This is a genomic window from Novosphingobium sp., assembly GCF_039595395.1.
Taxonomy (GTDB): Bacteria; Pseudomonadota; Alphaproteobacteria; order Sphingomonadales; family Sphingomonadaceae; genus Novosphingobium.
Map to the genome: position 1 here is coordinate 3,106,663 of NZ_JBCNLP010000001.1, position 12,290 is coordinate 3,118,952.

The following is a 12,290-nucleotide window of genomic DNA, read 5'->3' on the forward strand; positions in this document are numbered from 1 at the left end:
TCCCTTTGTCATGATCCGCTCTGCTTCGAGCCAAAGCGCTTCGGAGCACAATGGGGGGAACCATGAGAAAATCTTCAGCTTCAAAATATTCGGTATTTTGGGTTCTGTGCGCCCTGTCTGCCCAGGCGCATGCGCAGGATGCGGTGACCGGCGCGACGCCCAAGGCGCAGGATGCAGTCGGCGAGATCGTGGTGACCGCGCAGCATCGCACGGAAAACATCCAGAAGGTTCCGATCGCCATAACCGCCTTCAGCGGCGAGGCCCTGCAGCAGCATGGTCTGGGCAAGATCAGCGAAGTGGCTGCTTTCACCCCGAACGTGGAAATCAAGACCAGCGCCGCCTTCGCCGGCTCCTCACAGATTTTGGCCGCCTCCATCCGAGGTATCGGCCAGAACGATTTCTCATTCAATCTGGAGCCGGGCGTCGGTGTCTACATCGATGGCGTCTATTTCGCCCGCTCACTCGGCGCAGTGGTCGATCTGCTCGATCTCCAGCAGATGGAAGTGCTCAAGGGGCCGCAAGGCACTCTGTTTGGGCGCAATACGATCGGCGGCGCCCTCAACATCACCACGCGCCAGCCCGACAAGCAATTCCGCTATGCTTTTGACGCCACCATCGGCAGCTTCAGCCGCACCGATGTGCGCGGCTCGGTGGATATTCCGCTGATCGAGGACAAGCTCCTCTCGCAGGTCTCTTTCTCGGTCAAGAAGCGCGACGGCTATCAGAAGCAGATCGCTTATGCCGGGGCGGCAGGCACGGTCAACGATCTGGGCAACTATGTGACCGCCGGCAACCAGAGCGGCGGGAGCACGCGCGGCGATGAAAATCAGGTCAACATTCGCGGCAAGCTCAAGTGGATCGCCTCTCCGTCCGTCAATGTGCTGATCGAGGGCGACTACACCAACGTCAACCAGGCCGCGCGACCCATCACCCTTATCAAGACCTTTGCGGGTGCAGCCGACAACACGCTGTTTTCGGCTTATAACGGCTGCCTCGCCGGGGCGGCGCCTGCTTTCCTGTGCAGCAAGCGCGCCACGGTCGGGACCAGCTTCTATGGGGCTACGAACCGTCTGTATATCAGCGACGCCTTTGTCACCGGCAACATCGACACGACCTATGCGCGTGGCAGCAATTACGACAAGCTGAAGACCTGGGGCGGATCGGTCACGGTAGACTGGACCATCTCGTCTGACGCCGCAATCAAGTCGATCTCGGCTTATCGGGAACTGCACTCATCCTTCGGCAGCGAAAATGCCGGGGCGCCCTTTGGCGCCGCTGACGCCTCCTTCTCGATGAACCAGGCGCAGCTTTCCCAGGAGCTGCAGCTCATCAGCTCCGCCTTCGACAACCGCCTCAAAAGCGTGGCCGGTCTCTATTATTTCAACGAGACGGGCAACCAGACCGAAACGCCGGTGCTCGGCGAAGGGTTGATCCAGATCTACGGCCAGAACTTCCTGCGCAACGACGCATATGCCGCCTTCGCGCATGAACATTTCGATGTGACCGAGAAGCTGGGCATCACCTTTGGCGCCCGGTACACAAACGAGCGCAAACGCTTCGAGGGCGAGCAAAAGGACCTCAATTCCTTCTTCCTGCGCTCGCGCGGGTATGATCCGAACCTGCCGTTGCCCGCCGCCGCCCGCGCGCTTTTGCCCGACCCCAACGACCCTACCCGGGTTTATCCCGTGGGCGTGCAGCATCAGAGCTTCTCCAACGCCTCGATCAAGGCTGGGCTGGAGTATAAGTTCACCCCGGCAGTGATGTCCTATTACTCCTTCTCGCAGGGGTTCAAGTCGGGTGGCTGGACTGCGCGCCTGACCGACGTCATCAGCCCGCCGAACGACATCTCGCAGCTCACCTTCAAGCCGGAGAAGGCAGCAACCCACGAGATCGGTCTGAAAAGCACGCTTTTCGATCGTAAGCTGCGCCTGAACCTGGCCGCGTTCTCGACGGACTATACAAACATCCAGGTGACCGAGTTCGTCGGCATCTCGCCGGTCATCAAAAACGCCGGTAAAGCGCTCATCCGTGGTATCGAGGCTGAAGCGCAGGGTCGCCTGGGCGAACTGTCGCTCAACGCCAGCCTTGGGTACATGGATGCCCATTACACTTACCTGGCACCCGGAGTGACCTATTCGGTCAAAAATGCGCTGGTCAACACGCCGAATTGGTCAGCAACCATGAGTGGGTCATGGCGCCATGAAGTGGCAGCAGGGCGGACAGTGTCAGCCAATCTCGATTACACCTACAAGAGCAACAGCCACCCCGATGCAGAAAATTCCGTCTATCTTCAGTCCGGCAACGTCGGCCTGCTGAATGGCTCGGTGTCCTATGCCACCAAGGCTGATCGTGTCGCGCTCACCTTCGGCGTCCAGAACATCACCGACAAGCGCTATGTGACCGGCGGCTTCGATCAATCGGGTGCAGGCGGGATCGGCTTCGTATCTGCAACCTACAGCGCCCCCCGCCAATGGTATTTGGCGCTGCGCATAAAGGGCTAATCCCCGCACCGTAGGCCCTTTTCGGAAGACCACTTCGACGCCTGGCCGTGTTGCTCTATCCACTGGGATGAAGCAACACGGCCTCGTTCGTTCACCAAGGAACACAAAAGCATCCTTGGGATGGCCGCAGCGCTGCGCAGCTCCCAGCTAGTGACGATGAGCCTGCCGACAGCTACATGCAGCGCACCGATTAGAGGCATCGATTGCTGGCAGTTCGGAGAAACCCTTTGAAAAATATCGAAACTGTTACCGTCGTTGGCGCCGGTGCTATGGGCTGCTACTTTAGCGGCCGTCTGGCCGAGAATGGATTTCGTGTGCAGATCGTCGATGTCGATCAGGCACGTCTTGAAGCGATGCGCCTTGAGGGCATCACCTTGCATGACGATTTAGGCACACGCGCCGTCGCCATATCAGGGGGGCTTGCCACCGAGGTGGCAGGCGAGGTCGATGTGCTGATCGTATTTACCAAAGGGCAGTACACGGCCGCCGCAGTCCAATCCGTCCGCCACCTGATCAGCCCAAATACCATTGTACTCACACTCCAGAATGGGTTGGGCAATGCTGAAACGATTGCTGCTGTGCAGACGCCCGCGCACGTCCTGATCGGCGTAACAGATGTACCAGCAGATCTGGAAGGCCCCACCACGGTGAGCTCCCACGGCAAAGGGCATATCTGGCTTGGGCAGTACGAAACCAGCGACAATGACGACGTTGCGCGCGTGGCTGCCTGCCTCCAGGCTGGCGGATTCGACGCTGTGGTCGACAACAACGTGCGCGTGCCGATCTGGGAAAAGGTGGCATTCAATGCAGCGCTTAATGCCCTGTGCACCGTCACCATGGTGCCGGTCGGCGGATTGGCGGGAGAAGTCGGGCTGCGCCTGATCGCGCGGGTGACCGATGAAGTTGCGGCGGTCGCCAAAGCGCTTGACGTGCCGGTGGATCTGCCCCGCATCCTGGCGAAAATCGACTTCGCGCTTAACAATCATCAGGGCCACAAGCCCTCAATGCTACAGGACCGTCTGGCCAACCGGCGCACGGAGATCGATTTTATCAACGGCGCGGTGTCCCGCCTGGGTCGGGACGCAGGTATCCCGACTCCGACCAATGATGTTCTGGTCGATCTAATTAGAGTGATTGAAGGCTGATTTCTTGCGCCTTGATCTGCCGGAAGCCTACCATCGAACCTGCTTTCCCCTTGGAAGGGCACGACGGCTCCATGCCGCCGGACAATGCTCAGAGGTGACGGAGCCACGGCACCCCGGTGGCTGGCTTGCCAGTAGCTGTTTCAATCCTGACCAATCGACCTTACCGGATCTGAAAATGCTTGCTCCGCACTCCATTCGTCGTGGTTGAAGTGGGACACCAATTTTCCGGGTTGATAGTTGGACATCAAACCTATATTTCGATGAGAGACGCCACAAGGCGCAGGCAGAGGATCGCGATATTTTGGCGCAGAAAAACCATCGGGCACATGAAGCCCCCCACTCCCCAGGGCTAAGCGAAGGTCTTGTCGTGAGCCAACCTCTGAGCATTGGTGAGGTTATCGATGGTGGCCCCTGGAGTTTTCTCCAGCGCTTCGTGGTGCTGCTAGCGGCCCTTTCCATTGTCCTCGATGGGTTTGACGGCCAACTAATTGGCTTTGCCATTCCAGTTCTCATAAAGGAATGGGGTGTCACCAAAGCTGATTTTGCACCGGTCGTGGCCATGGGGTTGGTCGGCATGGCAGTCGGCAGCGGAATCGCTGGCTTTATCGCTGACCGCTATGGTCGTCGAATCGCCATCCTAGGGTCGGTGATCTGCTTCGGCATTGCAACGCTCGCGATCGGCCTGTCGCCCAACATCTGGACGATCGCTATCCTGCGGTTCTGCGCGGGCCTTGGTATTGGAGGCGCACTGCCCGCCTCGACGACGCTGGCTGGCGAATTTACCCCGCAGCGCTATCGCACCATGGCGATCACCGGCACGATCGTCTGCGTACCTCTCGGCGGCACGCTTGCCGGCCTGTTCGCATCGCAGATCTTGCCCGCATTCGGTTGGCGCATGCTGTTTTACGCGGGAGGCGCCATTCCCCTGGTGCTATCGCTCATATTGGTCGCCGCACTGCCAGAATCGCCGCGCTGGCTAGCGCGCAAGCAACCCAAGTGGCCCACGCTGGTCGCCCTGCTCCACCGTATGGGCCGTGACGTCTCTGAACATGCGACATTCGCGCAAGCTCCCGATGAGGTCGTGAAAACCGGGCGCGGTGTCAAAGCGCTCTTCACGGACGGCCGGGCGTTGAGCACGATCGCCTTGTGGGCTGGATTTTTCCTCACCCTGCTCGCGGTCTATCTCGCCTTCAGCTGGCTTCCTACCATGCTGACCAGCGAAGGACTGAGCGTGGTCGTCGCCGGGCGCGGCCTCACCGCTTACAATCTTGGCGGGGTGTTTGGCGCACTGGCCTGTGCGGTTGCAATCAATCGCTTCGGTTCGCGCTGGCCGCTCGCCTTCTGCTGCGCAGGAGCAGCAATCAGCGCCTTCTATCTACGCGGCCTCAACATCGCCGGAGATACCAGCCTATTCGTGATTGGACTTGGTGTGCACGGCCTGTTCGTGAATGCGGTTCAGTCCACCATGTATGCGGTCGCCGGCAACATGTATCCCACAGACGTGCGTGCATCCGGCACAGCTGCCGGACTGGTGGTTGGGCGGCTCGGCGCCATTCTCAGTGCATTTGCCGGGGCGATCGTGATCGCAAGAGGAGGTGCGGATGGCTACCTCGGGCTGCTGGCATTCGCGATGACTGGTGCAATGGTCGCCATCCTTTTGCTCAAGAACCATATCCCGCGCGCGACAACTACCACACGCCGGTGAGATCGAGCTGATGCAGGCCTCGTCGGACCGGGTGTGTCCGACGGGACCAGACAATGCGGCGTAGCCGCCATTCATCTGAAATCGGGGGATGAACAATGAAGCGATTGGCATTGCGCCGGGGCACCAGCCTCGGTGCCGGGATTTTTGCGCTCATCGCCGGGTCAACTGGAGCGGCTGCCCAAACCGCGAACGAAGCCACAGTCGAAAGCAAGCCAGCCAAGATAGCGAAATCGAAGCACGCGCCTGGTGCTGCCGAGGCCGTCATTGCCCCACCGCTTAATCTGCCACATCCGGTGCACGCGCCGACCAGCGTTCTCCCGTCTACGCTCGCCTTCCAGCCGCTGCCCTATGACGAGACCTACACCCAGTACGCCGACCCTACCATGCGCACGACCACCTGGGCCAAACTCAAGCACATCCCGCTGTGGACCGATGGTTTTCTCACCGTTGGAGGTGACGCGCGCCTGCGCACCGAGACACGCGACCACCTCAACTTCGGGCGCGGGGCTGAAGATCGTGGCCTGGATATCCAATACCGAGTACGGCTCTGGGCCGATCTCCACTGGACCGATTATCTGAGAACCTTCACCGAGATCGAAGCGACCGACACGCATGGGGCCAACGTCACGCCCAATGCCGTCGATGCGAACACCGCAGAATTGCATCAGGCTTTCGCTGAAATCAGTCTGCCCACCGATGGATCTGGCGGTCGCTTCATCGCTCGCGCGGGGCGTCAGGAAATTTCTTTCGGCAAGGCACGCCTGTTCGATGCACGTAACGCTCCAAACACGCGCCGCTCCTTCGACGCCGCCCGCACTCAGTGGCAAAATGGCCAATGGCGTGTAGGTTTACTGGGCGGGTTGGCCGTGCAGGACAAGCTGGGCTCGTTCAACGACAGCACCAATTACGACTTTTCATTCATTGCCGCTCATGCGGCGCGCAAACTCAACCCACTGCTCAAAAATGCCGAGTTGGAGATCCTTTATATCCACTCAGACCGAAAAGGTGCGGCTGTGCCCTTGTTCGACGCCCGCCGCGACACATTGTCAGCGCGGTTAGCAGGCCGGCAAGGCAAACTGGATTATGATATAGAGCTTATCGGCCAACATGGCGAGACGGCTGCGGGGCAGACCATCAAGGCATGGCTCTACGGTATGGACACCGCCTATCAGCTCCCGGGCGCCTGGAAGCCCAGAGTCGGTTTTCGAACAGACATCGGATCAGGAGATCGCCATCCGGGTAACGGCACCTCGGGCACGTACGACTTCCTCTGGTCGAGAGGTCAAACCTTCACAGCAGAGTTCGGCTACTCGAACCTGATCCAAGCAGGCCCTTCTTTTGGCATGAAGCCATCCAAAAAGCTGACCATGGAAGTGACGGCATCTGGGCTTTGGCGGGCCACCAATCAGGATAACCTCTACGCCATGACTGGCGCGATCCTGCGGAGAGCCAACGAAAGCTCGGCGCATTATGTGGGCCTGCGCAACACGGCCCGACTGGATTATCAGTGCAACCGGTATGTGGTTACCGGCCTGTACATCAATCGAGTTCAGGCGGGTAGGTTTTTGCACGAGACTGGAGATGGGAAAAATCTCCTTTACACATCGGTCTATATTTCATCACGCTTTTGATCGCTGGCATCACACCTTTTTGCAATAAAAACGACAATTAAGGCATGTGACTTTATATAAATGTCGCGAATTATCCTTTCGCAATGGCCACATTAAAAATGAGCATACTTCACTTTTGTTATAATTAAGATCAATCTTATTTCCTCTTGTCTCTCTCGAGTGAATCCGAATAGATCTTTTCAGGAACGTGATCATGTCGTCTATGCTTGACCGGAGCGTCGGAAGCTGCCTTTCCGGTTTCCACGACACAAGCGCCGTTCCGGATCCCTACGACCATCCCACCGTCGCTCGGCTACACCCTCCGCCCCGAACATCCTCTCCCAGCAAGAGCCCTTCCAGTAGCTTCTCAAAAATGGATTTATACCCCACCCTCAAATACAATGAGAGCACTCTCAGTAGATGAGACATCCTACAATATAACCGGCAGGAACCCGTCAAAAAATCATCGTAATGAGCCAAATGTATAACACTGTTTTTTGAGCTTTATTTCTCAACTACTCAGGGAGCCATTTCGTATAAAGCATTGCATTTACAATGCTTTTGCAATGCCTCACTTTGAAAATCGCGTGAGGCAGCCATTTCCCATCCAGATCGCGAACGACCCAAGGGGCAAGGATGCCCATCCGTCACATCCGCGATTGGCCCCTCTATCACTTGATCTCAATGATGGTCGGGAATGACCAGATTATGGTCATCGGAATCTGCCACAAAAACAGCCAACAGACGCGCAGGCTCGGTATCGCTGGCATTTTCGCTGACGCCGTGATGGGCGCCCGGGTTCTCGAACCAGCTTTCGCCCGCCTTGAACACGCGTGGCGGCGCATCATCCACCGAACTGCGGATCTCGCCCGAAATCACATAGGCAAATATGAAGGCCGAGGGCGCATGGCGATGCGCAGGCGATGCGCCGCGCGGCGGATAGGTGACCTCCACCGCGATCAGCGATTTGCCCGGCACATTGGGCAGCGCCTGCATGAAGGCGATTTTCTTGCTTTCCTCGGGCCGCTCGGGAGCGGCCTGCGCAGGCACGGTGGAAGCCAGGAACAACAGGGCGGCGGCAATGCGTTTCATCATTCGTCCTTTCAGTCGGCGGCAATAGGTCCGGTGGGCGCAGGCGGGCGGCGGGCAAGCCAGACGAAGGCGATCAGCCCCAGCGAGATCCATCCGCAGGCCCAGAAAATGTCTGTGGCAGAGAGCAGATAGGCCTGCCCGACCAGCTGGCGCGCGATCGCCCCCTGCGCCTGATGCTCGCTCAGGCCTTGCCCGGCCAGATGGGTGACCGCTCCAGGAAATGGGCCCTGAAATGGCGAGCTGGCTTCGGCAAGGCGCGTCTGATGGAGGGCCTCGCGCCGGTCCCAGATGGTCGTGACGATGGAGGCGGCAAAGCTGCCCCCGGTGATGCGCGCAAAGTTCGAAATACCGGTGGCCGAGGGAGTCCGCTCGGGCGGGATGCCGCCCAGCGAGATCGTCAGCATGGCGAGGAAGAAGGTGCTCATCGCCACGCCCTGCACCAGCAAGGGCAGGGTGAAGTGCCAGTAATCGGCATAGGTGGTGTAGCCCGCCCGCATGAAATAGCTGAGCGCAAAGGCGGCAAAGGCCAGAGTGCCCAGCCAGCGCGCATCCACCCGCGCCGACAGCGGCGCGATCAAGGGCGTACACAGCACAGCGACAAGCCCGCTGGGCGCGGACACCAGCCCCGCCCAGGTCGCGGTATAACCCAGTTGCATCTGAAGCCACAAAGGCAGCAGCAGCGTGTTGCCGAAGAACAGCGCATAGCCCAGGCAGAAGGCCGCCGTGCCCAGCGCGAAATTGCGATCTCCCAACAGGCGCAGATCCACCGCCGGGCGGGCCTCGGTCAGCTCCCACATCAGCCAGCAGACGAAACCCAGCGCCGAGAGCAGCGCAGTCACCAGAATGAAGCTGGAGTTGAACCAGTCGGCATTCTTGCCCAGATCCAGCACCATCTGCAGCGTGCCCACCCAGAAGGCCAGCAGCAGCAGGCCCACCACATCGATGGGCAGGCGATGGGTGGCCGTCTCGCGCCGCCGCAACAAGGCCCAGCTGACCAGCCCCGCGACCAGCCCCACCGGCACGTTGATCAGGAAAATCCAGCCCCAGTGGTAATTGTCGCTGATATAGCCGCCAAGGATCGGCCCCGCCACGGGCCCCACCAGCGTCGTCATCGACCAGATGCCAAGCGCCGTGGCGCGCTTGCTTTCGGGAAAGATCGAGATCAGCAGCGCCTGGCTGCCGGGGATCATGGGGCCGGACACAGCCCCCTGCAGCAGACGGAACAGGATCAGCGAGGGCAGGCTCCACGCCACACCGCACAGCAGCGAGGCCGCGGTGAACAGCAGCACCGACACCACAAAGGTCCGCACGACACCAAACCGCCCCATAAACCAGCCCGTCAGCGGCACGGTCACGCCGTTGGCCACGGCAAAGGCGGTGATGACCCATGTGGAGTTGTCGGCGCTCACCCCCAGATTGCCGGCGATGGTGGTCAGCGAGACATTCGCGATGGTCGTGTCGAGCACCTGCATGAAGGTGCCCAGCGCCAGCGCCAACGCGGCGATCCCCAGCCGGGGCCCCGTCAGCGGCGCGGTGTCCATCACCGGTTCCCCCGGTTGTCGGCCAGAATGCGGGCGATCAGGCGGTCGGCCTGCACCGCGCCGTCCTCGCTCTGCTGACTGCCGGGGATGGTGGCCGCCATGCGCGCCACAGGCGGCCCGGCATGATCATGCGTGTCGACGGTCACCTTCACCGACAGGCCGATCTGCAAGGGATGGCGCCGCAACTCGGCCGGATCGAGCCCGATGCGCACGGGCAGACGCTGGACGATCTTGATCCAGTTGCCGCTGGCATTTTGCGGCGGCAACAGCGCAAAGGCATTGCCGCTGCCCGCCCCCAGCCCCAACACATGGCCGTGATAGGTTACCTTGTCGCCATAGACATCGGTTTCCACGGTGGCGGGCTGGCCGGCGCGGATATCGGCGAGCTGGGTTTCACGATAATTGGCATCGATCCACACCCGGTCGAGCGGCACCACGGCCATCAGCAGAGCGCCGGGTGCCACCTGCTGGCCCAGTTGCACGCCGCGCTGGGCAATGATGCCGTCCACCGGCGCGATCAGTTGCATATGGCTGCGCGTGATAACGGCATGGCGCAGCGCGGCCTGCGCGGCCTGCACATCGGGATTGTTGCTCACCGTCGTCCCCGCCACCGAGGCCAGAGCCTGCGTATGGCGGCTGACCGCCAGCTCCAGCGCGGCCTGAGCGATGCGGAGATTGTCGGCGGCATGGGCCGCCTCCTCGCCCGAGACCGCTCCGTCGCGCACCGCAGACTTGCGGCGGGCGAGATCGTCGCGTGCCTTGGCCAGTTCAGCGCGGGCATGGGTGATTTCGGCATCGGCGGCGTCGGCCTGCGCAAAGCCCGATCGCACCGAGCGCACACTTTGTGCCAGATGCGCCGCCGCGCCGGCCACAGCGACATCGGCCGTCGCCGGGTCCAGCTCGACCAGCGGTGCGCCGCGCTTCACGGCCTCGGTGTTGTCGGCATGAATGGCGATGACGGTGCCGGCTTCGCGCGGGGTGATCGCCACCACATCGCCCGCCACATAGGCATCGTCGGTCCATTCCGAAGCGCCCGTGAAGAGATAGTCATAACCGGCATAGGCGGCCCCGCCGGCCAGCACCACCGCCGCTATGGCCAGAAAGCCGCGCTTGCGCGCAACCGATGGCGCCTGCTGTTCCACGTCCATGGCCTATCTCCGCAAGGCGAGCGGGGGGGCCGCATCGCCGGATGGTGAGGGAAATCCGCCGCCCAGTGCGACGATCAGTTGAATCCGCGCCAGCGCGCCATCGACACGAAGATCAGCCAGCCTTTGCGCGGCAACCAGCTCGCGGTCCTGCGCGTCGAGAATGTCGAGCCGCGCGCTCAGGCCCGCGCGCACGCGGGCCTCGTCCAGCCGGACCGTATCGGCCAGACCCTGTTCGATCACCTGCTGCTGGGCGGTGGCGCGCTGGTTGGTCTCGATGGCGCTCAGCGCATCGGCGGCCTCGCGCACGGCGCCCAGCACCGCCGCATTGTACTGGGCGATGGCCACATCCTGCCCGGCCACCGCCGCACGGTAACTGGCGCGCAACCGCCCCCCCTCGAAGATCGGCAGGTGCAGTGCGGGGCCCGCCCCCATGGTTGTGGCGCCGCCCGTAAACAGCGAGGACAGGCCGATCGCCGAGACACCGGCAAAAGCCTTGAGATCGATGTCGGGATAGAAACCCGCGCGCTCGACCCGCAGGCCCGCCTCCGCCGAGGCCATGCGGGCCTGCGCGGCCAGCACATCGGGGCGGCGGGCGAGCAGATCGGCGGGCAGATGGTCGGGCACGGGGGTGGCGTTTTCCACCGCGACCACCGGGGTGAGAATATCCGCATAGGCACCAGCCCCTTGCCCGGCCAGCGCGGCCAGGGCATGGACCATCATCGCCCGCTCGCCATCGGCGCGGACCCGTGCCTGCCGCGCCTCGGCCAGCAGGGTTTCGGCGGCGCGCAGGTCGAAATCGCTGCCAAGCGCATTGCGGCGACGGCTGCGCGCAAGGCGCGCCTGATCCTCGCGCGAGGCCACAAACCGGTCCGCGATGGACGCCTGCAGGCCCGCGCGCCGCAGGTTCAGATAGGCCTGCGCCACCGCGCCCGACAGCACGATACGCGCGGCGGCAAGGTCAAAACCCGCGCCATTCGCCTGCGCCCTTGCGGCATCGACCAGCGCCTTTTGCCGCCCCGCCACGTCAAGCGACCAGGACAGGCCTGCCTGCACCGTCCCCACCCAGCGCGCCGTGCCCGCATAGGGCGGTGGAATGATGTATTTGCCGCTCAGCCGCTCGCCGGTTTCCTGCGCGTCGATACCGATCCGGGGCTCCAGCCCGGCATGGGCGATGCCGATGACCTGCTGCGCCTGACGCAGCCTCGCCGCGGCCAGATCCAGCCCCGGATTGCCCGCCAGGGCATCGTTCATGATCCGGTCGAGCTGGGGATCGCCCAGCGCCTGCCACCATTGCTGGTTGATCGCCAGCGCTGGCGCGTCCGGCGGCAAGAGCGCCTCAGCCGCCAAAGGGTGCAGCAAAGGCCGGTCACGGGGCACCGCAACGCAGCCCGCCAGCCCCCAGACAAGCGCCGTGACCGCCAAACCGCCGCTGATCCTGCAAGCCTTGTCCATGATCGGCATCCCATCGCAAAGGGCGGCGGGAGGATGCCTGCCGCATCCCCTCGCCGCCCCGCACAATGAGCGGAGATCGCCAGCACGGCTTGCAGC

8 protein-coding genes are annotated in these 12,290 nt (G+C 62.0%); 4 read left to right on the forward strand and 4 right to left on the reverse strand.

What is annotated here, in order from left to right:
* Window positions 1-62 precede the first annotated feature (62 nt).
* From ABDW49_RS14335 to ABDW49_RS14350, 4 genes are all read left to right on the forward strand, one after another.
* The gene (locus ABDW49_RS14335) at window positions 63-2,501 is read left to right on the forward strand and encodes a TonB-dependent receptor (protein WP_343612694.1); all 2,439 of its coding nucleotides are present in this window, start codon (window positions 63-65) and stop codon (window positions 2,499-2,501) included.
* Window positions 2,502-2,728: 227 nt separating this feature from the next.
* Window positions 2,729-3,646, forward strand: a complete 918-nt coding sequence (locus ABDW49_RS14340; RefSeq protein ID WP_343612695.1) for a 2-dehydropantoate 2-reductase — start codon at window positions 2,729-2,731, stop codon at window positions 3,644-3,646.
* A 367-nt stretch (window positions 3,647-4,013) separates the two neighbouring features.
* Window positions 4,014-5,351, forward strand: coding sequence for an MFS transporter (locus ABDW49_RS14345; protein ID WP_343612696.1), 1,338 nt, complete (start codon window positions 4,014-4,016; stop codon window positions 5,349-5,351).
* Between the two features lie 95 nt (window positions 5,352-5,446).
* Entirely contained in the window at window positions 5,447-6,982 is a 1,536-nt protein-coding gene (locus ABDW49_RS14350; protein WP_343612697.1) for an alginate export family protein, read from the forward strand.
* A gap of 660 nt (window positions 6,983-7,642) precedes the next feature.
* Here ABDW49_RS14350 and ABDW49_RS14355 read toward each other — a convergent pair.
* Genes ABDW49_RS14355 through ABDW49_RS14370 form a run of 4 tightly spaced genes read right to left on the reverse strand, consistent with a single transcriptional unit; the run spans window position 7,643 to window position 12,194 of the window.
* Window positions 7,643-8,056 (reverse strand): cupin domain-containing protein, encoded by a 414-nt coding sequence (locus ABDW49_RS14355; protein ID WP_343612698.1) that lies wholly within the window; start codon window positions 8,054-8,056, stop codon window positions 7,643-7,645.
* Window positions 8,057-8,064: 8 nt separating this feature from the next.
* Window positions 8,065-9,594, reverse strand: coding sequence for a DHA2 family efflux MFS transporter permease subunit (locus ABDW49_RS14360; RefSeq protein ID WP_343612699.1), 1,530 nt, complete (start codon window positions 9,592-9,594; stop codon window positions 8,065-8,067).
* Window positions 9,594-10,742: an efflux RND transporter periplasmic adaptor subunit gene (locus tag ABDW49_RS14365; protein ID WP_343612700.1), complete on the reverse strand. Its 1,149-nt coding sequence runs from the start codon at window positions 10,740-10,742 to the stop codon at window positions 9,594-9,596. The genes ABDW49_RS14360 and ABDW49_RS14365 overlap by 1 nt, the downstream gene beginning before the upstream one ends.
* A gap of 3 nt (window positions 10,743-10,745) precedes the next feature.
* Window positions 10,746-12,194, reverse strand: a complete 1,449-nt coding sequence (locus ABDW49_RS14370) for an efflux transporter outer membrane subunit (RefSeq protein ID WP_343612701.1) — start codon at window positions 12,192-12,194, stop codon at window positions 10,746-10,748.
* Window positions 12,195-12,290 lie beyond the last annotated feature (96 nt).

Bases quoted from the DNA above. Each gene is read 5' to 3' on its own strand.
- ABDW49_RS14335 (WP_343612694.1), top strand. From the start codon at position 63: ATGAGAAAATCTTCAGCTTCAAAATATTCGGTATTTTGGGTTCTGTGC.
- ABDW49_RS14350 (WP_343612697.1), top strand. From the start codon at position 5,447: ATGAAGCGATTGGCATTGCGCCGGGGCACCAGCCTCGGTGCCGGGATT.
- ABDW49_RS14355 (WP_343612698.1), bottom strand. From the start codon at position 8,056: ATGATGAAACGCATTGCCGCCGCCCTGTTGTTCCTGGCTTCCACCGTG.
- ABDW49_RS14360 (WP_343612699.1), bottom strand. From the start codon at position 9,594: ATGGACACCGCGCCGCTGACGGGGCCCCGGCTGGGGATCGCCGCGTTG.
- ABDW49_RS14365 (WP_343612700.1), bottom strand. From the start codon at position 10,742: ATGGACGTGGAACAGCAGGCGCCATCGGTTGCGCGCAAGCGCGGCTTT.
- ABDW49_RS14370 (WP_343612701.1), bottom strand. From the start codon at position 12,194: ATGGACAAGGCTTGCAGGATCAGCGGCGGTTTGGCGGTCACGGCGCTT.